Origin of the sequence: Lactococcus formosensis, from assembly GCF_018403745.1 — a bacterium.
GTDB classification, from domain to species: Bacteria; Bacillota; Bacilli; order Lactobacillales; family Streptococcaceae; genus Lactococcus; species Lactococcus formosensis.
Window position 1 is genome coordinate 16,771 of sequence record NZ_BOVP01000003.1, and the last position, 24,574, is coordinate 41,344.

The 24,574-nt window shown below is 36.0% G+C and carries 28 protein-coding genes and 1 other annotated feature; of the genes, 21 read left to right on the forward strand and 7 right to left on the reverse strand.

Annotated features, from left to right (window positions below; all coding sequences use genetic code 11):
- The first annotated feature begins 137 nt into the window (after positions 1–137).
- From hprK to gnd, 6 genes are all read left to right on the forward strand, one after another.
- Positions 138–1,061, forward strand: a complete 924-nt coding sequence (gene hprK, locus KJS37_RS03550; protein ID WP_019293392.1) for an HPr(Ser) kinase/phosphatase — start codon at positions 138–140, stop codon at positions 1,059–1,061.
- A 33-nt stretch (positions 1,062–1,094) separates the two neighbouring features.
- Positions 1,095–1,856, forward strand: coding sequence for a prolipoprotein diacylglyceryl transferase (gene lgt, locus KJS37_RS03555; RefSeq protein WP_207781160.1), 762 nt, complete (start codon positions 1,095–1,097; stop codon positions 1,854–1,856).
- A gap of 130 nt (positions 1,857–1,986) precedes the next feature.
- Positions 1,987–2,343 (forward strand): hypothetical protein, encoded by a 357-nt coding sequence (locus tag KJS37_RS03560; RefSeq protein ID WP_213495933.1) that lies wholly within the window; start codon positions 1,987–1,989, stop codon positions 2,341–2,343.
- A 183-nt stretch (positions 2,344–2,526) separates the two neighbouring features.
- Positions 2,527–2,952, forward strand: a complete 426-nt coding sequence (locus tag KJS37_RS03565; protein WP_003134326.1) for a DUF948 domain-containing protein — start codon at positions 2,527–2,529, stop codon at positions 2,950–2,952.
- A 1-nt stretch (position 2,953) separates the two neighbouring features.
- Positions 2,954–3,553 carry a YtxH domain-containing protein gene (locus KJS37_RS03570; RefSeq protein ID WP_213495935.1) on the forward strand — a complete coding sequence of 200 codons (600 nt, stop codon included), beginning with the start codon at positions 2,954–2,956 and terminating at the stop codon, positions 3,551–3,553.
- 121 nt (positions 3,554–3,674) lie between these two features.
- The gene (gene gnd, locus KJS37_RS03575) at positions 3,675–5,096 is read left to right on the forward strand and encodes an NADP-dependent phosphogluconate dehydrogenase (protein WP_165712574.1); all 1,422 of its coding nucleotides are present in this window, start codon (positions 3,675–3,677) and stop codon (positions 5,094–5,096) included.
- Between the two features lie 101 nt (positions 5,097–5,197).
- Here gnd and KJS37_RS03580 read toward each other — a convergent pair whose 3' ends face one another.
- The 4 genes from KJS37_RS03580 to KJS37_RS03595 form a co-directional block, all read right to left on the reverse strand.
- Complete coding sequence (locus KJS37_RS03580; RefSeq protein WP_096369202.1) at positions 5,198–6,127, reverse strand: metal ABC transporter substrate-binding protein; 930 nt, start codon at positions 6,125–6,127, stop codon at positions 5,198–5,200.
- Positions 6,124–6,978 carry a metal ABC transporter permease gene (locus tag KJS37_RS03585; RefSeq protein WP_213495937.1) on the reverse strand — a complete coding sequence of 285 codons (855 nt, stop codon included), beginning with the start codon at positions 6,976–6,978 and terminating at the stop codon, positions 6,124–6,126. The genes KJS37_RS03580 and KJS37_RS03585 overlap by 4 nt, the downstream gene beginning before the upstream one ends.
- A gap of 6 nt (positions 6,979–6,984) precedes the next feature.
- Positions 6,985–7,719, reverse strand: a complete 735-nt coding sequence (locus KJS37_RS03590) for a metal ABC transporter ATP-binding protein (protein WP_017368531.1) — start codon at positions 7,717–7,719, stop codon at positions 6,985–6,987.
- 356 nt (positions 7,720–8,075) lie between these two features.
- Positions 8,076–9,008, reverse strand: a complete 933-nt coding sequence (locus tag KJS37_RS03595) for a dihydroorotate oxidase (protein ID WP_213495939.1) — start codon at positions 9,006–9,008, stop codon at positions 8,076–8,078.
- Positions 9,009–9,165: 157 nt separating this feature from the next.
- On the opposite strand from KJS37_RS03595, the gene KJS37_RS03600 reads away from it, so the two are divergent.
- From KJS37_RS03600 to KJS37_RS03610, 3 genes are read left to right on the forward strand one after another with little or no spacing between them, the layout of a single operon-like run.
- Complete coding sequence (locus KJS37_RS03600) at positions 9,166–9,492, forward strand: PadR family transcriptional regulator (RefSeq protein WP_096369206.1); 327 nt, start codon at positions 9,166–9,168, stop codon at positions 9,490–9,492.
- Positions 9,492–9,851, forward strand: coding sequence for a DUF1048 domain-containing protein (locus KJS37_RS03605; protein WP_096369207.1), 360 nt, complete (start codon positions 9,492–9,494; stop codon positions 9,849–9,851). Before KJS37_RS03600 ends, KJS37_RS03605 begins: the two co-directional genes overlap by 1 nt.
- A 1-nt stretch (position 9,852) precedes the next feature.
- Positions 9,853–10,125, forward strand: coding sequence for a DUF1048 domain-containing protein (locus KJS37_RS03610; RefSeq protein WP_096369208.1), 273 nt, complete (start codon positions 9,853–9,855; stop codon positions 10,123–10,125).
- A gap of 37 nt (positions 10,126–10,162) precedes the next feature.
- On the opposite strand, the gene KJS37_RS03615 is transcribed toward KJS37_RS03610, so the two are convergent.
- Entirely contained in the window at positions 10,163–10,333 is a 171-nt protein-coding gene (locus tag KJS37_RS03615) for a DUF3042 family protein (protein WP_014025228.1), read from the reverse strand.
- A gap of 32 nt (positions 10,334–10,365) precedes the next feature.
- A complete protein-coding gene (locus KJS37_RS03620; protein ID WP_096369209.1) occupies positions 10,366–10,545 on the reverse strand; it encodes a DUF3042 family protein in 180 nt (59 codons plus the stop codon).
- 201 nt (positions 10,546–10,746) lie between these two features.
- Between KJS37_RS03620 and KJS37_RS03625 the strand changes: the two genes are divergently transcribed.
- From KJS37_RS03625 to eno, 9 genes are all read left to right on the forward strand, one after another.
- Positions 10,747–12,168 carry a polysaccharide deacetylase family protein gene (locus KJS37_RS03625; protein WP_213495941.1) on the forward strand — a complete coding sequence of 474 codons (1,422 nt, stop codon included), beginning with the start codon at positions 10,747–10,749 and terminating at the stop codon, positions 12,166–12,168.
- Positions 12,169–12,309: 141 nt separating this feature from the next.
- The gene (gene miaA, locus KJS37_RS03630; RefSeq protein WP_096369211.1) at positions 12,310–13,203 is read left to right on the forward strand and encodes a tRNA (adenosine(37)-N6)-dimethylallyltransferase MiaA; all 894 of its coding nucleotides are present in this window, start codon (positions 12,310–12,312) and stop codon (positions 13,201–13,203) included.
- Positions 13,193–13,861: a hypothetical protein gene (locus KJS37_RS03635; protein WP_017368539.1), complete on the forward strand. Its 669-nt coding sequence runs from the start codon at positions 13,193–13,195 to the stop codon at positions 13,859–13,861. Before miaA ends, KJS37_RS03635 begins: the two co-directional genes overlap by 11 nt.
- A 48-nt stretch (positions 13,862–13,909) precedes the next feature.
- Positions 13,910–14,803 (forward strand): SPFH domain-containing protein, encoded by an 894-nt coding sequence (locus tag KJS37_RS03640; RefSeq protein ID WP_017368540.1) that lies wholly within the window; start codon positions 13,910–13,912, stop codon positions 14,801–14,803.
- A 318-nt stretch (positions 14,804–15,121) separates the two neighbouring features.
- Positions 15,122–15,248, forward strand: a sequence feature (ribosomal protein L20 leader region).
- Positions 15,249–15,300: 52 nt separating this feature from the next.
- Positions 15,301–15,798: a translation initiation factor IF-3 gene (infC, locus tag KJS37_RS03645; protein WP_003133065.1), complete on the forward strand. Its 498-nt coding sequence runs from the start codon at positions 15,301–15,303 to the stop codon at positions 15,796–15,798.
- A 29-nt stretch (positions 15,799–15,827) separates the two neighbouring features.
- A complete protein-coding gene (rpmI, locus tag KJS37_RS03650) occupies positions 15,828–16,028 on the forward strand; it encodes a 50S ribosomal protein L35 (protein ID WP_003133063.1) in 201 nt (66 codons plus the stop codon).
- A gap of 331 nt (positions 16,029–16,359) precedes the next feature.
- On the forward strand, positions 16,360–16,719 hold the full coding sequence (rplT, locus tag KJS37_RS03655; protein ID WP_003133061.1) for a 50S ribosomal protein L20: 360 nt from the start codon (positions 16,360–16,362) through the stop codon (positions 16,717–16,719).
- 68 nt (positions 16,720–16,787) lie between these two features.
- The gene (locus tag KJS37_RS03660; protein ID WP_244851324.1) at positions 16,788–17,258 is read left to right on the forward strand and encodes a GNAT family N-acetyltransferase; all 471 of its coding nucleotides are present in this window, start codon (positions 16,788–16,790) and stop codon (positions 17,256–17,258) included.
- Between the two features lie 136 nt (positions 17,259–17,394).
- Positions 17,395–18,696, forward strand: a complete 1,302-nt coding sequence (eno, locus tag KJS37_RS03665; protein WP_003133057.1) for a surface-displayed alpha-enolase — start codon at positions 17,395–17,397, stop codon at positions 18,694–18,696.
- A gap of 529 nt (positions 18,697–19,225) precedes the next feature.
- Here eno and KJS37_RS03670 read toward each other — a convergent pair.
- Positions 19,226–19,585 carry an ArsC/Spx/MgsR family protein gene (locus tag KJS37_RS03670; RefSeq protein WP_213495943.1) on the reverse strand — a complete coding sequence of 120 codons (360 nt, stop codon included), beginning with the start codon at positions 19,583–19,585 and terminating at the stop codon, positions 19,226–19,228.
- A 182-nt stretch (positions 19,586–19,767) separates the two neighbouring features.
- Here KJS37_RS03670 and KJS37_RS03675 point away from each other — a divergent pair, with 182 nt between their 5' ends.
- From KJS37_RS03675 to KJS37_RS03685, 3 genes are all read left to right on the forward strand, one after another.
- Positions 19,768–22,770: a hypothetical protein gene (locus tag KJS37_RS03675; RefSeq protein ID WP_213495944.1), complete on the forward strand. Its 3,003-nt coding sequence runs from the start codon at positions 19,768–19,770 to the stop codon at positions 22,768–22,770.
- Between the two features lie 65 nt (positions 22,771–22,835).
- Positions 22,836–23,447: a WxL domain-containing protein gene (locus tag KJS37_RS03680; protein ID WP_017368545.1), complete on the forward strand. Its 612-nt coding sequence runs from the start codon at positions 22,836–22,838 to the stop codon at positions 23,445–23,447.
- A gap of 87 nt (positions 23,448–23,534) precedes the next feature.
- A complete protein-coding gene (locus KJS37_RS03685; protein WP_213495945.1) occupies positions 23,535–24,563 on the forward strand; it encodes a WxLIP family cell surface protein in 1,029 nt (342 codons plus the stop codon).
- The last annotated feature ends 11 nt before the right edge of the window (positions 24,564–24,574 follow it).

Here is a 24,574-nt window from a genome sequence, read left to right on the forward strand (position 1 = left end):
GAGATAAGCCAGCATACTGAGTTATACCTTTAGCTACTGAATTGGAATAAAATATTACGCTCTCTTAGCTAAAGCAAAAAGGATTATTGTTTATATTTTGATATAATAAGTAGAGAAAAAGACGATAGGAGACGGTTATGACAGTCACAGTGCAAGATCTCATCAAAAAAATAAAATTTAATGTTATCTACTCGACAGAAACAGCACTTCAAAAAGAAATTACCACCTCAGATATTTTACGCCCAGGTTTAGAGATGTCTGGTTATTTTGAATACTTTACCCCTGAACGTATACAACTTTTCGGGATGAAGGAATGGTCCTACATGATGAACGAGGTAGGCGATGCGCGTTATGATATTCTTAAAAAAGTAATGACAGAGATAACTCCTGTCGTTATCGTGGCACGCAATCTTGAAATTCCGGAAGAGATGGTGAATGCTGCACGTAAGCATGATATTGTCTTATTGCAATCACGTGAGACAACTAGCCGTCTGAACAGTATTCTGACCTCTTACTTAGATGAAGAGTTGGCAGAGCGTGTCAGTGTACACGGTGTACTGATGGATATTTATGGTGTTGGCGTTTTGATTCAGGGAGCAAGTGGAATCGGGAAATCAGAGACGGCTTTGGACTTGGTAGCGCGTAATCACCGTCTCGTTGCTGATGATCGTGTCGATGTTTTCCAAAGAGATGCTTTTACTTTAGCAGGGGAACCTGCGCCAGTCTTACAAAATTTCTTGGAGCTTCGCGGTGTCGGGATTATTGATGTTATGAGCTTGTACGGTGCGCGTGCAGTCAAGGATCAGACGGATATTGATTTAACAATCTACCTTGAACCTTACGAAGTAGGCGGCGAATTTGACCGGTTGGGTAATGGTGTGAAAAATATTATCCTCGCCGATGTTGAGGTGCCACAAATCAAGATTCCTGTAAAAACAGGGCGGAATGTTTCGACTATCATTGAAGCTGCCGTGATGAACTATCGTGCCAAAGACATGGGCTATGATGCAACTGCGCTTTTTGAAGATCGTTTGACACATTTGATTGAGAACAATAGCTAAGGAGTTAAAGTGAACAATTTTCCATATTTAGCAATGAATAAGATTGCTTTAGAGTTGGGGCCTTTTTCCATTCATTGGTATGCGATTTTCATTGTGACAGGTGCTGCCCTTGGTGTCTGGCTTGCTTGTAAAGAAGCACCTCGGCGAGGATTGACCACAGATGATGTAATTGATTTTATCCTCTGGGCCTTCCCCGTCGGTCTTATCGGTGTGCGGGCATATTACGTTGCTTTCCAATGGGATTATTATAGTCAACATCCAAGTGAAATTATCGCTCTTTGGGACGGCGGTGGTGCCATATATGGGGGACTGATTGCGGGAGCAATTGTCCTGTTTGTCTTCTCTTATTATCGGATGATTAATCCTCTGGATTTATTGGATGTGAGTATTCCGGGTGTCCTTATTGGCCAAGCTTTCGGACGTTGGGGAAATTTTGTCAATCAGGAAGCCTATGGTGATGCAGTGAGCAACTTAAATTACCTGCCAACCTTTATTCGGGAGCAAATGTTTATTGATGGAGCTTATCGAATACCAACTTTCCTTTATGAGAGTATCGGAACCTTTTCGGGATTCCTCCTCATTATGATTTTTCGTCATCGTATTCCAGGGCTCAAGCGTGGGGAAATTTTTGCCTTCTATCTTATCTGGTATGGAGCAGTTCGTTTTATTGTGGAAGGTATGCGGACAGACAGTCTGATGTGGGGAGCATTCCGAGTATCACAGGTCTTTTCAGCTTTAATGATTATTGCAGGAATAGCGTTTGTACTTATCAGACGTTTAAAAAAAATTGACTAAGAAAAGAATGTAAAAGTGTATCTTTTGTAGCAAGGCAAAAGATACGCTTTTTTATATTACAAAAAAGTAAGTTTAACTTCATACCAGTACGCGTAAAATAGAAGTACTAAGAGGAGAAGAGGAGCGAAAAATGAAACGTACACTTGCACTTGTGACAACTGTTGGGCTCATCACATTTGGTATTTTTAATATACTCCATCAGCAAACAACGAAGACCGTCCGTACCATTCCCTCGGATACTCTCAGCATCCACAAAACAACTATTCCACTGAAAAAGACAAATAGAGATACACTTGACATTTATACCCCAAATATAACAAAACGAAGCGTTTCACTATATAAAGATAAAGCGCTTGACGAAAGAGGACAAAAAGAAGCGTCTATACAAAAAGGCAAAGATTCCGCAAAATTTTACAGCAAAAGCTACACTTTCATCACTGATCTTGTCAAAGAAGCTGGCAATCTCTCACATAAACTTTTACGATAAAGACGAGTTTTTTCTGAGGAAAAAATAAACAAGGGATAAAGCTAAAAATCCTCCAACACACTGATATGAGTTCCCTAATGACCTAAGGAAAAATTATGTGCCAAATTAGTTTATAAAAAATATTAATTTTGCTATAATAAAGTAAAATTACCGTTTGAATTTAAGCGGTTTCGGAGGTGAAGTATGGGAGAAATTAGTGTACAAAATATAGCCTGGCTGATCATTGCAATTGCTTTTGCAGCTTTAGTTATTTTCTTAATTGTACTTTTAGTTAAAGTTTCAAAAGTTGTTGAGGAGGCCAATCGTACGGTGAAACTCGTTTCTAGTGATGTCGATGTTTTGCTTCACCAAGCGGATGGCTTGATGGCAAAAGCCAATGTTCTTTTAGATGATGTTAATGGAAAAGTTGCAACAATTGACCCTCTCTTCGTTGCAGTAGCAGAGCTTTCAGAGAGCGTTACCGCGGTGAATAAGAGCAGTCGCGACATGGTTGAACGTTTTTCAAGAAAATCGGGAACCGTTGGTCGTTCAGCTTCAACTTTAGTATTGGCTAAAACAGCAAATAAATTTATGAAGAAGAACAAGAAAAAGAAAGTGGAGGATAAATAATATGTCTAAAAAATCAGGATTTTTAGCAGGAGCTTTGATTGGTGCCGCTGCAGCTTTGTTTTTCGCCCCTAAAAAAGGAAGCGAAATGCGTGAAGATGCGAGCAAGATGTACGACGACTTTAAAGATGATCCAGAAGCCGCATTGAACAACTTACGCGATTTTTCGACAGAAAAATTCAATGAAATTAAAGAACGTTTTGATTCAGGTGAAATTTCTGCAGATTCAGCAAAAGATTATTTGACAAGCAAACGTGATTTGATTAAAGAAAAAGTTGACTCAGGTGAACTTTCAAAAGACTCTGTTATTGAATTTTTCAACAGTACGCGCGATGCAATTGTTGATAAAATCAATCAAGCCAAGGAAGACACCGAAGAACTTTTCGATGAAAACGAATCAGAAATTACTGACGAAGTAGTGGAAAAAACTGCTGAGTTTAAAGAAAAGTTGGATGACAGTGCGGATGCAGTCGCGGACAAGGTCGAAGATGTTAAAGAAGATGCTGCAGAAGTAGTGGAAGATAATGTTGACTTTGGTAAAATTTCTGAAGAAGCTGAAGAGCTTGAAAAAAAAGCTAAAGACCTCTCAGGTACAGAGTGGTAAAAGAGATACTGTCTACGGGCAGTTTTTCTTTTTGTAAAAATGTTACAGTGTTTATTTGAGCTTTTGTAAAGAAATTGCGTTATAATAGTTTTATCAAAAATAAAAAATCGGAGGATTTACAATGACTCAAGCTAACTTTGGCGTAGTCGGTATGGCCGTAATGGGTAAAAACTTAGCCCTCAATGTTGAATCACGTGGATATACGGTTGCCTTATTTAATCGTACGACTGCAAAAACAGAAGAAGTTGTAGCTGAACATCCAGATAAAAATTTTGTCTTGACAAAAACAATTGAAGAATTCGTAGCTGCGATTGAAAAACCACGTCGTATCATGCTTATGGTACAAGCTGGTCCAGCAACTGATGCGACAATTCAAGCACTTTTACCACATTTGGATAAAGGGGACATCTTGATTGATGGTGGAAATACACATTTCCCAGATACAATGCGTCGTAATGCAGAGCTTGCAGACTCAGGTATTAACTTTATCGGTACAGGTGTTTCAGGTGGTGAAAAGGGTGCTCTTGAAGGTCCTTCAATCATGCCTGGCGGACAAAAAGAAGCTTATGATTTGATTGCACCAATCTTTGAACAAATCGCAGGTAAAGCACCTCAAGATGGTAAACCATGTGTGGCTTATATGGGTCCTAATGGTGCAGGTCACTATGTGAAAATGGTCCACAATGGTATCGAGTATGGCGATATGCAACTCATTGCGGAATCTTATGATCTTTTGAAACGTGTACTTGGTCTTGATAATGTTGAAATCCAATCGATCTTTGAAGAGTGGAATGAAGGCGAGTTAGACAGCTACCTTATCGAAATCACAAAAGAAGTCCTTAAACGTAAAGATGATCAAGGTACAGACGGTTATATTGTGGATAAAATCCTTGATAAAGCCGGTAATAAAGGTACAGGTAAATGGACGTCACAAAGTTCACTCGACTTGGGTGTTCCATTGCCATTGATTACTGAATCAGTGTTTGCCCGTTTCATCTCAACTTATAAAGACGAACGTGTGAAAGCAAGCTCTATCTTATCAGGTCCAGAAGTGAAATTCTCAGGCGACAAAGCTGAAATTGTCGAAAAAATCCGTCAAGCGCTCTATTTCTCAAAAATTATGAGCTATGCCCAAGGTTTTGCTCAACTTCGTCAAGCTTCTAAGGAATACGATTGGGATCTTCCTTACGGTACAATCGCTCAAATCTGGCGTGCAGGATGTATCATTCGTGCGGAATTCTTGCAAAACATTACAGATGCTTTTGACAAAGATGCTGACCTTGAAAATCTTCTCTTGGATGAATACTTTATCGATATTACAAAACGTTACCAAGCAGCAGTACGTGATGTTGTAAGCCTTGCTGTTCAAGCAGGTATCCCAGTACCAACATTCACAAGTGCAATCAGCTACTATGATAGCTACCGCTCAGCAAACTTGCCAGCGAACCTTATCCAAGCACAACGTGATTACTTCGGTGCCCACACATACGAACGTACAGATATGGATGGAATCTTCCACTATGATTGGTATACAGAAGACTAAGAGGGAAAACCTTGCTGAGTTAAAGTTCATGCTTTTGCAAGAACGAATCAAAAAACTACCAATGTCTTGGTAGTTTTTTAATATTCTTAAGAAAATGACGATTACTTACCACTCAACCCATCGGTAATATGCTCAATATTCCATTGGAGCATATCGTAGTAGGTATCCCCTTTCTGACCTTCGTCAGCAAGAGAGTCAGTAAAAATTTTTGAGTAGATTTTTACACCAGTTTGTCTAGAGACAGATTCCATCGTTTTTGGTGAAACGCTGGTTTCCACAAAGAGTGCTTTGACATTTTTGTCTTTGACAATCGTGTTAATGCGGTTGAGTTGGGCTGGTGTACCTTGGTTATCCGTATTGATTTCCCAGATATATTCAGCTGTCAGGCCATATTGTTTTGAGAAATATTTAAAAGCACCTTCGCTGGTCACTAAGATTCGGTCTTCCTGCGGAATGGTTGCAATCTTAGCTTTTGCTTCTGTGTCAAGCTGTTGCAATTTATCTGTATATGCTTTGAGATTTTTTTGATAATCCTCTTTATGTTGCGGATCTTTCTTTGAAAGCTCTTTTTCGATATTTTGGGCATAGATAATACCATTTTGAATGTCTAGCCAAGCATGCGGGTCTTCTTCACTTTCTTTGCCTTTTTCACTTAAGTGTATGGGGGTAACACCTTGGCTGACCATAAAGGTCGAATCTTCTTTCCGACTGTTTTTAACCAGTTTATCAAACCAGCCCTTTCCAGTTTCCAGATTGAGCCCATTGTAAAAGACAATATCGGCTTTTTCGACAGCTTGAGTGTCATTGGGTTTCGGATCGTACTGATGGGGATCAGTACCACGTGGAACCATGCTATAAACATCAACATGGTCTTTCCCGATATTTTCAGCAATATCGGCAATAATGGAATAAGTGGTTACAACCTTAAGTTTATCTGATGCCTTACTTTCTTCTTTTTTGGGCGAGCATGCTGTAAGAAGTAACAAAAGTGAGGCTAAAATGGTAATTAAAGAGAGTTGTTTGCGGTTCATGATTGAGGTCCTTTCTTAGGATAGCGGATAAATCCGTTGCGAGGGCTGAGGAAGAAGGAGAGAGCAAAGGTGAGTGCTCCAACGATTACAATAGTTGCGCTTGTAGGCAAATCATATTGGAAACTGATAATAACGCCCAAAATACCAAAGAGTACACCTAAGATAGAAGACATCGCGATCATATGTGGCAATTTATTCACCCACAGATAAGAGATTGATGCAGGTATAATAAGCATAGCAACTACAAGTACAATCCCGACTTGTGACAAGGCAGAAATTGTGAAAAGCGTCAGTAAAATCATCAATAAATAGTGATAAAAAGTATTGTTTAAACCATAAGCTTTAGACATAGTTGGATCAAAGGAAGTAATAAGCAACTCCTTGAAGAAGAGTTTGACTATCAGAACAACAGCAACTAATAATACGAGAGACTGAATAAGCTCTTGTGGTGTAACGGCAAGGATATTTCCAAAAAGTATATGGTTAAGATCTGCACCACTTTCAGCTTTTGTAATTAATATGATTCCTAGAGCAAAGAAGCTACTTAGGATGATACCAATCGAAGCATCTGTCTTCAAATTACTGTGTTTGATGATAAATTGAATCAGAATTGCGCCTAAAATTCCAGATACTGTTGCGCCAATCAAAACATTTATCCCTAGCATATAAGAAATAGCAACACCTGGTAAGACAGCATGAGATAAAGCATCACCCATGAGAGAAAGACGTCTTAAAACGATAAAACTTCCTAAAATCCCAGAGATGATTCCGAGTAAAATCGAAGCGATAAAAGCACTTAGCATAGTTACAGTAAGGCCGGTTACATCTGAAAGAAAAAATAAAATATCCACTGTGACTTAGCCCTCACTTTCCTTGATGATGATATCGCCTAGGGCTTCACCGTAAGCTTTTTGCAGATTTTCATTAGTGAAACATTGGGCTGTATAGTCAGCGCCAACTAGTTTTTTATTAAGAATAATTAGATAATCAAAATACGCTTTAACATTATGAAGATTGTGGTGAACGATGATAATCGTTTTACCGTCCCGTCGTAACTCCTCAAGTATATTAATAATGATTTTTTCGCTCATCATATCGATACCAACGAAAGGTTCGTCTAAAAAGTAATAGTCAGCTTCTTGCGCCAATGCACGAGCGATGAAAACACGTTGCAACTGCCCACCAGACAAAGCGCTAAGCTGACGATCTTTAAAATCGTCCAACCCAAGTTTATGAAGTGCATGTTCCGCTTTTTGTCTTTCTTTTTTACGGGGCTTTTGAAAGAGTTTTAAGTTGGGATACGTACCTGTCAAAACCGTATCAAAGACCGTGATTGGAAAACTGAGATCAATTTCACTACGTTGTGCAACATAAGCAATCTTTCTCTTGAAATTCTTGAGTGGAGTTTCATTGATGGTGACAGTACCGGATCTAGTCGGGATCATCTCTAAGATGCTTTTCATCAAAGTTGACTTGCCCGCACCATTAGGTCCGATAACTCCTGTACAGGAGCCTTCAGGTATGAGCAGTGATATATTTTCTAAGGCAAGGTTGCCTTTATACTCGACGGATAAATTTGAAATTTTTAACATTATTTCCCTTGTTTTTAAAGTTCACAGTAAGCTACTGTTGGCGCCCAAAATTTAGTTTGGTGTCGATAGCGTTATTTGAGTTTTGAAAATTTGGGTATATAAAAATAAGCTTCATACTGAGAGGAGTGTGAGAGATATATAGGATAACATTTCTTTCTATAAATTTTGTTTTCTTCCTGCTCTGTCTTAGCACTCAACGGAAGGGCATTAATTCTAAAAAGTAAAAAAGAATTTGTTGTATGAAGTGTTAGTTATTATTTTACAGTATGGGCTAAATAAAGTCAAATTATTTATAGGGCGACCTATAAAAATACAAAATAAAAAACTAAGGCTTGCCTTAGTTCTATTATTTGTATTTAAAGACTTTTGAGCTTACCGCGGAATTCATCAATAGATTTATAGCCTTTTTTATCCATGATTTCTTGAAGTTCTCTAATGATTCTTGGGAAAATCTCTGGACCTTCTTTGTGGAGGGCGGTCCCAATTTGGAGCATGCTTGCACCACAGAGAAGATGTTCAAAAGCATCTTGTCCTGTTTCGATACCACCTGTTCCGATGATTTGTATTTCTGGTTTAAGACGAGTATAGAAGGCACGGACATTCGCCAGGGCAGTTGGTTTGATGTATTGACCTCCAAGACCACCGAACCCTTCTTTGGGTTTAATTACAACAGCCTCCTCTTCCGTATCGATATAGAGGGCATTTCCGACACTATTGACAGAATTGACGTATGTGAGGGGGAACTTATTAAGAATCTCAGCCATTTGATCGAAATGTGCTAAGTCAAAGTATGGAGGAAGCTTTACACCCAAAGGTTTCTTGAAGAAAGCAAATACTTTTTCTAAGAGTTGCTCTGTTGCTTGGAAATCATAGGCTAGTTGAGGTTTACCAGGTACATTTGGACATGAGAGGTTCAGTTCAGTAATACCTGAAAATGCGCTTTTTTGAATGTTACCCAACATTTCAAGATTCTCTTCAGGGCTCATACCAGCAATAGAGAAAAAGATTGGGGTGTCTTGATTTTGTTGCACTTCCAAAACATAATCTAAGTAATAGCGGAAGCCTAGATTAGGAAGACCCATAGAGTTTATACTCCCCAAAGCTAAGTCGACATAACGAGGAGAAGGATTACCTTCTCTTTTTTCCAAGGTACAGCTTTTAGTGATGTAAGCTCCTGCATCAGATTTTTCTAAGTCTTGCAAATCCTTGATAGACATACAATGCACCCCCGATGCATTCATAAAAGGATTGGCAAATTTAGCGTTAGCAAAAGTTGTTTCTTGTTTCAAGTCTTTAAAACCTCTTTCATAATTTTTACTATTCTACCACGATTAGAGGAGAAGTCAAATGATTAAGCTTAAATATCATGAAAAGTATTTTATTTTGTTTTACAACTAATATGTGTTACTATATAGTTGTACTTAGTAATACATATTAGGAGTTGTAATGGAAAACAATACAGAGATGCTCAAGGGCGTTTTAGAAGGCTGTGTCTTACAAATCATCAGCCAAGGTGAAACATATGGCTATGCTATCACACAACAATTAAAAGAGTTGGGATTTACTGATGTCGCAGAAGGCACAGTATATACGATAACTTCTCGGCTTGAGCGCCAAAACTTACTGGAGACAGAAAAAAAAGCCTCAGAAAAAGGCCCGGCACGTAAGTTTTTTAAGTTGAATACTGCGGGAAAAGAGGAACTGGCAGCTTTTTGGTTACGTTGGGATTTTATCTCAGAAAAGCTTTATGAGATAAGGAATAAGGAGAAATGATGAATTTTTGGGAGAGAATAACAGGAAGAGATATGACTGTGGCAAGGGCAGACTTTGCAGAAAGAGTGAAACGTCTGCCAGAGAGTTACCAAAGCATATGGGCAGAGCTTGACGAAGAAATCCAGAGATATAGTGATTTGACAGGGAGAAATCTAATCCCTATCATGAGTAGCTTACTTGAATTTTTTGAAGAAACGTCATTCGATTACGAAGATGTATCAGCTGTGATTGGGGACGATAAGGAAGCTTTTGTTGCAGAACTGTTTGATCAGCGACGTCCTATACCCAATAAATCCTACCGGGACAAGTGCCGCGAGCAACTTAATCGTAATGTAGCGAAAAAATTAGGGAGACAATAGAATGAAACTCAAGGAGATCATTGAAGAAAAAAAAGAATGGCACGCTCTGCAAAATGCAGTGAAAGAACTACCGAAAGATTATGGGCTTGTTTATAAGGAGATTCAGAGATACTTTTTGAAGATTGGTGTATCTGATCTTCAGATTTTTGGAGAATTACTTGAAATTTTCGAAGACGGGGTGATGCGTAACCAAAAAGTTCTTGACGTTACAGGAAAAGATGTTGCTGCTTTTAGTGACAGTTTGCTCGACCAAGAAGAGAATTTTGAGCAATAAAAAATGCGTGCTACTTAAGGGTAGGACGCATTTTTTATTAATGAGCGATACGTTTACGGTTTGCTTTTTTACGACTTTCTTGTGCAAATTCCCATTTGTGTTCAATAGGATCAACAACACGTTTTTTATAGATTGCACCTGCAGTAAACAAAGCAGCCAAAGTTACAATGTTACCAGCAACGAAACCTGTGATGAGATTTTTATTCATAGATACACCTCCAAGAGTAAATTTAGTATGTTTTAACGTGCAAGGCGTTTACGTTTTGCACGTTTTTGGTTTTCTGTAAATGTGTCTTCTTTGAAGTTAGGATGCATTTCAGCATCAATCAATCCTTTATGTTTAGCAACCATGACGGCAGTACCGGCAACAGTAATTTCAATGGCTTTACCTATAAGATAGCCCTTAAGATATTTATTCATGCTTTCCTCCTTATTGTCTACAATAATCCTATGTTACTTTGATAAACTTATAAAATTATTATAACACTTGTAGGGCTTTATACCCAATATTTTAAGTTTCTTTTATTAGAAAGTATACTAAATATTTGAAAGTGTCAAAAATTATTGTTATCTTAACAGTAGAGACAATAAAGGTGAAAATATAGAGAAAAAGAGGCAATCATGAATAAGAAATGGCTGAAGACAGGAAGTGCTTTACTTGCGCTTGGAATAGTTTTCGGAGCAGCCAGCCTACTGGTGAACACAACAGAAAAAGAAAATACGACGACTTCAATGAATACTTATATTCGAAGTACAGCTGCTAAAGAAATAGAGATTGAGACAAAGAAGGAGGAGCAAGGCTATCATATCCTGATGAATTATCCCAAAACAAAAAATGCAGCGATTAATCAAAAGTTGGAAGCATTTTCTAATGAAGAAGTGTCTTCTTTTAAAGAACGTACGCCAGAGAATGATACCGCTGAGAAGGGGGCCTTATTTCAATCCTTTGAAACTTATCGGTTTTCCCCAGATATCGTGAGTTTTAAATTTAATGTGATGCGAAAAACCAATGCGCGTGTCCAAGCAGAAAACCTAGTCGTCACTAAAACTTATGATTTGAAAGAAAATAAAGAGTTACAGCTCTCTGATTTATTTCAAGATAAGGAAGATCTCAGCAGTATCGCACAAAATATATATGAGAAGATGTTGAAGATCCAAGAGAATTCAAGTCAAAGAACCAAGCAAGTATTAAGTGCAGGTTTGAGACCGACAGAGAAAAATTTTGATGCCTTTGTTTTGGATAAAAAATGTCTGGATTTCTTTTTGAGACCTGGTCAAGTCAACAGTAGCAGAGACTTATATACCAAGGTTTCAGTGCCACTGAGTGAGCTCGGAGAGATTATCAAACCACAATTTTTAGTGGGAGATTTAAAAGAAGAAGCTCAAAATTCGAAAGTAAAAATACCTTCCGCTCAGCAAGTGAAAAGCAAGTCACTGGCTCATAAGAAATTAGTTGCTTTAACTTTTGATGATGGACCAGATCCACAAACGACACCACGTTTGCTTTCCATTTTAAAGAATGAAAATGTACCTGCAACATTTTTTGTCCTGGGAAACCGTCTTGAACTGTATCCAGAATTAGTTAAAAAGGAACATGCTTTAGGATATCAAGTAGGTTCTCATACTTATAATCATGAGAATTTACCTCAGTTGCCAGTAAAACAAGCACAAGATGAAATCACAAAGACTTCAGATTTGATGCAAAAGACAGTGGGCATTCGGCCTCAGGGCTTACGTCCCCCTTATGGAGCTACAACTCCTCAAATCAATGAAATGGCACAAACTCCTATTATTCAGTGGAGCGTGGATTCTCTAGATTGGGAAAGTAAAAATGTAGACCAAATTGAGCAAGTTGTTATGAGCGAAGTTTATGACGGTTCCATTATTCTTATGCATGACATTTACGATACATCCGTCGATGGAGCAGCGAGAGTTATTCAAAAATTAAAAAGTCAAGGCTATACATTCGTCACAGTCAATCAACTGCTTCAAGCAAGGGGACATCTTGAAGATTCACACGTTTATTATAATGCAACACGATAAATAAAATCCTCATGTATAAGATGAGGATTTTTATATAGATTTATATAGATAAGAGAGTTCTTAAACGGAAAAATGTTATAATAGGAAAATATACTTTTATACATAGGAAAAGAAAGATATAAAATCAATAGAAAACAATATATGAAAAAAAATAAGGTAATAGTTGTGGTTGGACCAACAGCTGTAGGTAAAACAGCTTTGGGGATTCAGTTGGCTCAAGTTTTTGATGGTGAGATTATTTCAGGCGATTCGCAACAAGTATATCGTGGGCTTGATATTGGTACGGCTAAAGCAAGCCCAGAAGAACAGGCTGCAGCAGTGCATCATTTAATTGATGTACGAGATGTAAACGAGAATTATTCTGCCTTTGACTTTGTTCAAGAAGCTACCGTTTGTATAGAAAAAATTATTTCTCGAGGTAAGCTTCCAATTATTGTTGGTGGAACGGGACTTTATATTCAGAGTCTTGTTGAGGGCTATCACCTGGGAGGGCAAGAAAATCATGAGGCAATGATGGAACTTCGTCGAAGTTTAGAAGAGCTTTCTGATGAAGAGCTGTTTGCGCGTGTGCCACAAAATATTCCAGAAATTAATCGGAGAAGAGCGATGCGCTTTCTTGAGCTAGAAACTTTTGGTACAGGTGAAAATCAAGCATCTGACTATGAGTTTTGTATCCTCGGCCTGAATGCTGAAAGAACAACACTCTATGATCGAATAAATTACCGAGTGGATAATATGTTGAATTATGGACTACTTGAAGAAGCAAAAGGTTTATTTGAAAAATACCCAGAGGTTCAAGCTGCAAAAGGAATTGGCTATAAAGAATTTTTCCCGTATTTCTCAGGGGAAATTTCACTTGAAGAGGCAGTGGAGCTTGTAAAAAGAAATTCACGAAGATATGCTAAACGTCAATTGACTTGGTTCCGCAACCGGATGAATGTCAATTTTTATGATGTCTTTGCTGAAGATTATCCAGAAAATGCTATAATATGTGCAAAAGAATTTTTAAATATGGAGGAAAAAAGTGAAAAATAAGGAATATATTGATTTAGGTTTGAAATACGGAGGCTATATGGCTCAAGACCGTGTCTTTTTAGAAAATCGTTTAGCAAATTTAAACGATGAAAAAGAAAAAATGCTGTTGGTTACTCCACCTTCAAGTGTAATCAATGCTTATTTTGCAGAACTTTATCAAAAACGCTCTCCACAAGATGCTACAGACTATTTCTTTGCTCTGTCACGTGATTTGGATATGTTTCAAACTCAGCCGAATTTTCACCTTGAAGGAAAAGAAGGAACAGAAAACTTCCGATTCATGCGCTTAAATATTTCAGGGAAAGCTTTTGGCTTTTGCTACCGTAATGCAGAGGAAGAAGCAATTGTCTTTAGTGAGTTTCCTTTGAAAATTACAACACAAATTATTTATGAAGTTGCACAGATTTTTCCACATTATGTTTTGAAACAAGAAGACAATTATATCATCATGAAAAAAGCGAATTTTGAAGGTGCATTCACTGATGTACAAGAATTATCCGACTTAACAACTGCTGACGAAAATGATGATTATATTCGTTTGACAGGCTATAATTTTGAAGATTTAGTCCTTCAAGCTGAAAAAATTCGTTATATTCACCCTCTCCTTTATCAAGCAGAACAAAATAAATGCTTTATGTACATTTCTAAAGGACTTTGATTGGAATATTCTAAAGAATAAAGTATAATTAAAGGAAAGGAGAGTTTTATGTTAACAGTTTCACTTATTATTACAGTCCTCGTTATTATCATCATCTTGGCGAGTGCAGGAACATTGTTTTATGTTATTAAACAACAAACGGTTGCAATCATAGAACGCTTTGGGAAGTACCAAACGACTTCTTCAGCGGGTTTCCATGTAAAATTACCTTGGGGAATTGATCGTGTTGCCGCACGTATTCAACTGCGTCTTTTGCAAAACGAAATGACTGTTGAAACGAAAACAAAAGATAATGTTTTTGTGACCATGAACATTGCAACGCAATATCGTGTCAATGAAGAAAACATTAAAGATGCTTACTATAAACTGATGAACCCTTCTGAGCAAATTCAAGCTTATATTGAGGATGCCCTTCGTTCTGCTGTGCCTAAGTTGACTTTGGATGAAGTTTTCGAGAAGAAAGATGAAATTGCTTTGGAAGTGCAACATCAAGTGGCTGAGGAAATGACAACTTACGGTTATATTATTGTCAAAACCTTGATCACACGTGTAGAGCCTGATGCCGAAGTTAAGCAATCAATGAATGAAATTAATGCAGCTCAACGTAAGCAAGATGCATCACAGATGCTTGCAAATGCTGAAAAAATAAAAATCGTAACTTCTGCAGAAGCCGAAGCAGAAAAAGATCGCTTGCGTGGTGTGGGTATTGCTGAGCAACGTAAAGCCATCGTTGACGGGCTTGCCCAACAAATTATCGAAATTAAGAATACTGGGGCAAGCTTAACAGAAGACCAAATTATGTCTATTCTTTTAACTAACCAATACCTTGATACGCTTAATCAATTTGCTGATGCCGGAAATTCTACGATTTTCCTTCCAGCCAGTGCAGATGGTATAGAAGATATGCGTACACAAATCTTGAGCGCATTGAAAGCAAAATAAAAAAGTCGTCTGCGGACGACTTTTTTGTTACAACTATAGCCTTAATGATTTAGTGACAAATTGGAATCTTTCAAAACTTGAGTTCAACAGTCGAAAGCAACGCCACTCAATTCAACAGGAAATCTTATAGCTCATCACTTACTTTTTTCGGTGAAGAAGTTGGAGATTATACAGATGGTTAAAACTAACAAAAATACAATGTTTTATGCAAGTATCTCAAGAAAAAGGATGAATGAAGTTGAACAATCAGTAAATACAAAACTCAGTTAAAAAATAAATTATTGTTGACATAAGAAATATTTGTGGTATAATAGAGAAGTTGAAAAGCAGAAGCACCCGCTTCTCGCCTGAGTGGTAATAGCCCTGGGCAACAAAATGGAATTATTCACAAAACGAATGTTTTCATTAGCGGGGCGCATTATGCGTTCCGCTTTTGTTTTTCTAAAAAATTTTTTAGAAGGAGAATAGACATAGCAAAGCAAGACAACAGAAAACCTTTGATGAACGGTCAAATCCGTTCACGCGAAGTACGTCTTATCGGTGCTGAAGGCGAACAACTTGGTGTTACACCTACAGCTGTTGCACTTACTCAGGCCGAGGACCTTAACATGGATTTGGTTTTGATTTCAAATCAAGAACCACCAGTTGCCAAAATCATGGATTACACTAAATTCATGTTTGAGCAAAAGAAAAAGCAAAAAGAAGCTAAGAAGAAACAGGCAACTGTTACTTTGAAAGAAGTTCGTTTGAGTCCAGTCATTGATAAAAATGACTTCAATACAAAACTTCGTCAAGCAACTAAGTTCCTTGAAAAAGGAGACAAAGTTAAAGTTTCGATTCGCTTTAAAGGTCGTATGATTACTCACCAAGATGTGGGTCGTCAAGTAATGGATGAATTTGCTGAAGCAGTGAAAGACATCGCTGTGGTAGAGCAAAAAGCCAAAATGGATGGTCGTCAAATGTTCTTACAATTGGCACCAATCAAAAAGAACTAAGTTCTTATTATTAACCAAGGAGAATTAAAATGCCAAAACAAAAAACTCACCGCGCATCAGCTAAACGTTTCAAACGTACTGGTAATGGCGGTCTTAAACGCTTCCGCGCTTACACTTCACACCGTATGCACGGTAAAACTGTAAAACAACGTCGTCAACTCCGTAAAGGCCGTATGGTTTCAGCAGGTGACTTCAAACGTATCCGTCGTATGGTTGCGAACATGCGTTAATAACAGTCCTGTGGACTGTTATGTATGAGAGCAATTGACGCGTAGGCGGAAGCCGTACAAGGAAGAACATGCGTTAATAACAGTCCTGTGGACTGTTATGCATGAGAGCAATTGACGCGTAGGCGGAAGCCGTACAAGGAAGAACATGCGTTAATAACAGTCCTGTGGACTGTTAGGCATGAGAGCAATTGTTATCCCCAATAACTTTCCACGACTGATTAACTCATAAGCACTATATAAGACTTATAGGATTTCACTCGAAATCAATCAACCATTTAAATTAACTGTCGATGACAGGATAAAAATTTTCTAAGAAACAAGGAGAACACACATGGCACGTGTTAAAAATAGCGTTGCAACTCGCAAACGCCGTAAACGTATTTTAAAACTCGCTAAAGGTTACTACGGTTCTAAACACCGTCTTTTCAAGACAGCTAAAGAACAAGTAATGAACTCATACTACTACGCATTCCGCGACCGTCGTCAAAAGAAACGCGACTTCCGTAAATTGTGGATTGCACGTATCAATGCAGCTGCTCGTATGAACGGTCTTTCATACAGCAAAATGATGCACGGTTTGAAATTGGCTGAAATCGAAATCAACCGTAAAATGCTTGCTGACATCGCTATTGCAGATGCAGCTGCTTTCACAGCTCTTGCTGAAGAAGCTAAAAAAGCATTGGCTAAATAATTTAAAAAAACTTCCTTTTGGAAGTTTTTTTGTTTATAAAATAGAAGACAATCTGTTATACTATGGCTATGAAGTTAATCGCTTACAATGATACCTATAAACAAGCAGTTATTGATTTGATACTTTCTATTCAGAAGGATGAATTTGGAGTCGGTGTTGACTTGGCAGATCAACCCGACTTGCAAGATATTCATGCACATTACAGCCAATTTTGGCTTGCTGTTGATGAAGAGAAGGGAGTTGTTGGGACACTTGGTATTGTCAAGTTTAATGCACAGCAAGCTGTTCTGAAAAAAATGTTTGTCAATGTTGAATATAGAGGGAAGTCTGTTGCACAGCTTCTTTTGGATAATTTGTTTGAATATTGTCGCATAGAGGATATCAAAGAAATTTATCTTGGAACTGTTGAACAATTCAAAGCGGCACATCGTTTTTATGAAAAAAATGACTTTATATTAATCAATGAAAAAATGCTGCCTGAGGACATGCCAAGAATGGAGGTGGACACGATATTTTATGAAAAAATATCACGAAATTAAAAAATCGAAATGTAACCGCATACCTTGTGTAAAAAGCCTTTTAGCTTGTTTTTCACTTGAAATAAGGGCGGAAAAATAGTAAAATCATAGTGTATTAAAAAGTGCAAAAAGCACTTAAAACAATAAGGAGATAAAAATGTCAATTATTACTGATGTTTATGCTCGCGAAGTCCTTGACTCACGCGGTAACCCAACAATCGAAGTTGAAGTTTACACTGAAGACGGTGCATTCGGACGCGGTATGGTACCTTCAGGTGCTTCAACTGGTGAACACGAAGCTGTTGAACTCCGTGACGGTGACAAATCTCGTTACCTCGGTCTTGGTACTCAAAAAGCTGTTGACAACGTAAACAACGTAATCGCTGAAGCTATCATCGGCTACGAAGTTACTGAACAACAAGCTATCGACCGTGCAATGATCGCTCTTGACGGTACAGAAAACAAAGGTAAATTGGGCGCTAACGCTATCCTTGGTGTTTCTATCGCTGTTGCTCGTGCAGCTGCTGATGAACTTGGCGTTCCACTTTACAACTACCTTGGCGGATTCAACGCTAAAGTATTGCCAACACCAATGATGAACATCATCAATGGTGGTTCTCACTCAGACGCTCCAATCGCTTTCCAAGAATTCATGATCGTACCAGTTGGTGCACCTACATTCAAAGAAGCGCTTCGTTGGGGTGCTGAAATCTTCCACGCATTGAAGAAAATCCTTAAAGCTCGTGGTCTTGAAACTTCAGTTGGTGACGAAGGTGGATTTGCTCCACGTTTCGAAGGTACTGAAGATGGTGTAGAAACTATCCTTAAAGCTATCGAAGCTGCTGGCTACGAAGCTGGTGAAAACGGCGTTATGATCGGTTTCGACTGTGCTTCTTCAGAATTCTACGAAGATGGCGTTTACAACTACGCTAAATTCGAAGGTGAAGGTGGTGCTAAACGTACTGCTGCAGAACAAATCGATTACCTTGAAGAATTGGTTAACAAATACCCAATCATCACTATCGAAGATGGTATGGACGAAAACGACTGGGATGGTTGGAAAGCCCTCACAGAACGTTTGGGTAACAAAGTTCAACTCGTTGGTGACGACTTCTTCGTTACAAACACTTCTTACTTGGCACGTGGTATCAAAGAAGAAGCTGCGAACGCTATCTTGATCAAAGTTAACCAAATCGGTACTTTGACTGAAACATTTGAAGCAATTGAAATGGCTAAAGAAGCTGGTTACACAGCTATCGTTTCTCACCGTTCAGGTGAAACTGAAGATTCAACAATCTCAGATATCGCCGTTGCTACAAATGCTGGCCAAATCAAAACTGGTTCACTTTCACGTACAGACCGTATGGCTAAATACAACCAATTGCTTCGTATCGAAGATCAATTGGGTGAAGTTGCCGTTTACAAAGGTCTTAACGCATTCTACAACCTTAAAAAATAAGGTTTAGATGGTTCTATTTAGTAAAATATTACCTTGATAGATGCCTCTCTTATGTTTAAACACAAACATAAGAGAGGCATTTTTTTGTGCAATAGAACTGATGAAGCAACTGAAAGCATTACAACATAAATGTGATTTTGGTGAAGTAAAAGCTAATGCTATTGATTATGTATTGTATGTACTATAATATCTTTATTTGTGTCAAGAGGATCTTGTTCGATTTTATTTTTAGTGTTGGAAACATTGAGGAGATGTATAAAAATCTTCTCAATTGAGTTTAACGCTTCCTATTAATCTATTTACAAGTGCAGAAATGGAGAGATTATTCATCAAAAAAGAGCTAAATTATTTTAGCTCTTTTTTATATGTTAATAATTATTTTAATCACGAACTACAATAATTAGTTTGAAGTTGATCAACCAATAACTTTTTTTACTATTATCTATAATTCCGCAATACTTCGAATCTTAATATTCTACTATTGGTATAGATAATTGTAAAACATTTAATAATTTTTTAGAGAGTTATTTTACCCTAATTTTCTATAAAAAGAGGGGAGAAACTGTCGAATGTTATCAGAATTAAATCCTATAAGTAATTTAGAATCATCTATAATAATAGGGGACTTGAGCAACCCAGGGTTTCCAATGATGTAATTTATATATTCATCAAATGTCATATTATATATTGTGTCATCACTCTCACCAGATATAGTTCCTTTTTTAACTATGTCCATAAACCCTTGATCAGATAATTTTAAGATATGAAGTAATTCTTGTTTGGAGATATATCTTATGTTTTTTAAATGAACTTCAATACCTCTAGATGTAAACCAGCTAGCTGCTTTCTTATTAGTTAAATCAGTTTTATCATAAAAAAGTGTGATCATATTATACCTGTTAATCTGTAACTTATATTTATTTTTCTTTATATGGGTATTCAAAAATATTTTAACATTTATGAAGTGTGCTTAGGTATCACAAATGCGTTTGTTTTCTACCTAAAAAAAATATTTAGGTTATTATATTTTTTTTATAATGAATAAAGTACAAAAAAGAAAGGAGTTTTAGCATGAAAATTTCTCAAAAATTTGTTTGTATCTTACTTTTGGGATTATTAATATTTGCATCTGCAAATACAGTTTCCTCAGATCAAAATAAAGGAGATATAGGAAAGGATAGCATATTAAATAATGATTCTGAACTCTGTAAATTTCTTTTTTATGATAATAAAGGTACCTCTATAAAGGTAGTTTTTCCAGAAGAATTAATAAATATAATTGATATTGAAAAAACAGTTGAAAGTAATAATGAAGTAAGTTGGAGTGATACAGAGCAGATCTTTATTTTAAATGAAGAACATAATGGGACTTTTAAAATATGGTTTAAAGAAAGAATAACAAAAGACTATATAATACAAGTTATTGATAAAGAGAATAAGGAATCTTTTAAGTTAAAAAAAGACGAAGTTCAAATATGTAAGGATGTATTAGACACGGAAGAGCTTAAAGATAAGAAAACTGATAGTGATACAGCGTTAGAAGAAATAAATAGTGAAACCTCAGATAATTCTAAGTCCACAGGCAAGCAAGAAGATGGAGTTTCAGAAGTACAAGAAAATAAAAAAAGAGAACACACTGTTTCTCAAAATAAAGAAATAACATCCACTGATCGAAAAAGTCAGAACTTATCAAGTCTTATTGAGAGTGATGAAAGAAATGGCTGGTCAATAAAGAAAACAGGATTAAATAATTGGAAGCTCAAGTCTGGTAGTACATTAGAATATGGATTTGGTAAATCTTCTAATATATTTACTAATACAGTCCAATTGAAAGATAGTAATGGAAATATAATAAACTATAGGTCAACTAATGATACAGGAAATTATAAGGGAATCAGAATATACACCAATCAAGCAGATTTAATTGGTAGTAGTATTAAGGAACTACCTACAGTAAAAATTAATACAGTATTGGAAAAAAATGGAGAAGTTAGAGCATATGGTGAAATGTCACTAAAAACGAATGCTGTATGGACATACCAATTTTTAGTTACCGTAACACTTACTCCCAACAATGAGAAACAGAATATTAATATTAATTATAATTTTATTCGAGTAGATCAACCAATTTCAGATTTAAAGCCCTTTAAAGAACCATTTTATATATTGACAGATATAGAACTCAATAATCATTCAATAGGGAAGGGCTATTATATTGGTGAAAATAAAGGAATCTTCTTTAGAGATGAGAGCTATCAAGTTAATTTAACACCAAGTGGTTCAAATTCATTTCAAAGTTGGGATGTTGGGGAGGATAGTCACATTGATTGGAGTATTGGTATTCATTGGCCCTTGAGGCCGTCTGATCCTTCGGACTTTTTTAAAGGTGGTGTAGGAAAAGAAAAAGAGAATGGAAACCCGAGTCAATTAATTGGGAATTATAATGCAACTGTTGCAATGAAATGGGACTCAGAAAAAATTCAGCCAGGTAAAAATAGAGAAATATCATATGATATTATGCTGGATTCTCTTGTTAAACCAGAAATAAAAGTTAATAGTTACAAGAATATCTTAAGAAAAAATGAAAATTTAGATTTATCTGGGGCTGCAAAGGGAAGTGTTTCTCTTTTTTATAGAATAGACGATGGAAAAAGTCAAAAAATTAATATAAACTCTGATAAAGATTGGTTGCTTAGTTTACCAGTAGGCGACTTAGATCGTGGAAAACATTATATTACGTTAGTATCTCAAAATGAAAGAGATATAAATAGTGACGAAGTAAAATTACCTTTTAGAATAGTAGATGAGGAAGATAAGTGGATTATTGATACAGAGGTTCAAGCTATCAAAGGGGACTTGGATAATCTTCACTTAGGAGATGAGCTTCAATATACAATTACCTTGGAAACTTTAAATCTAGATAACGACATTATTAATCATATCAATTGGGAATATGATATATCAAACTCTTTAGAAGTAGTTAATAACCAAGTGCTATTTTCAGATAGGGTAAGTAAAGATAAGGTACTCTCCTTACAAAACAATAAAATAAATACAGGCGACTTTGTAATTGGTAGGACTGACACTGCAAAGTTAAAGTTTAATGCAGTTCTAGGTAAAAAAGCTTACGGAGTAAGAGTTAGTGATATAAGTAATTACTCTATAGTTAAAAATAGAGAAAATAAAAAAATTACAGAAGATACGTATGCTTTAACTGGTAATCAAATAATAAAAAACCATCCCCAACTCAGTTCCGTAACTGAAATAAGTAGTTCAAATAAAGATAATAGTTTAGAACAAGATAAAGAGTTTTATTTAACTACAAAAATAAAAAATAATGCTATTAATTATAACTTGGAAGATGATGAATCAGGAAATGTTGAAAACCTCATATATACAATAGATAAATTAGAAGGCCTTCAATATAATGAAGTTCAGATAAGTAAAAATGGAAAAATTGTCGGAGACGATGTCGCCTCTGTTGAAATACAAACATCCGCTACTAAACAAGAAGGAAATGAAGTATATATAAAATTTAATAAACCATTTACTCCTCAAGATGAGTTTGATATTAAGATAACAGGAAAAATTTCTGATATAGAGTCTCTTTCACCCAAAGATATAATCAATTTAAAATTAAATGGAAGAGTTGGTGCAACAAATAATGAAGAAACGATAAATTATACTGAGAAGATTCATTTACCTAAATTAGTTCCTAAGGGGAAAGTATGGATAGATTCTGTTAAAGATTCTATTAATTTAGGAGAAATAAAAAGGAGGAAAGAAGAACAAAAAGTATACACTAATGAATTAAAGGTAGATATTAAAGATACAAGATCAGATAATCAGAATTGGAAGTTATCTGTGAGTGCCCATCTCACTTCTGTAAGTAATAGTCAGGATGAGCTTCCTATATATTATGAGAACAATTCATTAAAAAATAGTGTTGAGATTATGGGTAAGGGAGATCAACATTTAGACTTTAGTAAAAAAATATACACAATCATTAGTCCAGGTAGTGCTAATGGTAGGTATGAAGGTGTAATAAACTGGGAATTGAAGGATACACCCTAAAAACGATAAATATTGTGTCGGACAGACATAATTTTATATAAAACAAAAAGAAGGATGGTTTGATTATGAAATCAAATAAATTTATGAAAATTAGTAGTGTAGCAGCTTTAGCTTTGGTATTTGGAGGAACATATTACCAAGTTTCTGCTGAAGAAAATGAGGAAGCGCCAAATGTATTAACAACTAAACAAACAGTTATTGGTACAGATATAAAGGGAGGTGATATCACGCTTGACGCCTTTGGGTCTGCTTTTACATTTGAGTTTAATCTAAATGATGCAAAAACCGGTGCAAAAAGTGAGAAAGAACTACAAGCCATTGCAGGGAATTCAAGTGACCCAGAGTCAAAAGGAAGAGATAGTTTTTCAGGACAAATTACTGACTTGAGAGGAGTAGACAGTAAATGGAAATTAGTTGCTTCATTAGATAAGTTTAAAGAATTTGGGAATAAAGATAGTATCAACTCAAGCAACGTTTCTTTTAAACTTAACGGAGAAGTGAAGACATTAAAACCAGATGGACAAAGTGTAGAGATGCTTAATGGTGGTGGTGAAGGAGCTCTCGATACGGAGGTAAATGTTACCAACACTACAATGAATATAGTTGTGGAACATGCACACAAAAATTTCTACCAATCAAATATTAATTGGGAACTTCAAGATACTCCAGAAGTATAAAAATTTCCTATACCTATATAAGAAGTAAAAATAAAAGTAAATCAGTTTTATTATTGATTTATTTTTATTTATAGAAAGATGTTAATAATGTTAAATAGCAAATCGAATAGAATATCTATGTTAATTATATTAATAATAATTGGATCTTTTGTTTTTAATAGTCAAGAAGTAAAAGCAGACGGGATGAACTTTACTGTAAACGCGCTTTTGCCTGAAAACCAAATGAGTGAGGCAACGTATTTTGATTTACTGGTTATTCCGAAGCAGGAGCAAGATATTCAGATTGAGTTAGAAAATAGTACAGATCAACTTATTGATATTGAAGTAACTCCTAGAAATGCATATACAAATGATAACGGTGTGATAAGTTATGATAAAGACAATATTAAGTTGTCTAATGATGCTCCACTTAAATTTACAGACTTAGTATCAGGAAAGCAGACTGTAAAATTAAAGCCTTTCGAAAAAACAATAGCTTCGTTTAATCTAAAAATTCCTGATATAAAATATAAAGGATATGTTTTAGGAGCTTTCTCTATAAAAGAAAAAGAAGAACACACAGGGGAAAATAAGGGTCAATCCGTTTCTATAAGCAATAAGTTTTCTTACACATTAGGTGTAAAGTTAAGTGAAGAGAGGCAAAATGTAGTTCCTCAACTAAGTTTTACAAGCGTAAGTCCCGAAAATTATCTTAATAAACCCAGCATTGTAAATACAGTATTAAATAATACTCCTGTAATTGCTAAAAATTTAGATTTTGATATAAATATTTATAAAAATAATAAAATTTTTTACCACACAGAAGAAAAAGGGAAGTCAATGGCTCCATATTCGTATTATAATATACATACGAGCACTCAAAACAAAGAATTAAAACCAGGAAAATACATGGTTGATATGAAGGTTGAAGGAGAAGGTATTTCTTTTAAAACACTAAAATATTTTATAGTTGAAAAAGAACAAGCAAAAGTAATCAATGAAAAAGCTATTGGACTAGATAAAAAGCCATTTAATCTCTTATATATAGTAGTAATTATTATGATTCTCTGTACATTGTTAGTCATACTTTTTGTTTTATTTATTAGAAAAAATAAGATATCAAAGAGTAAAAAATGATATTTTTTCAA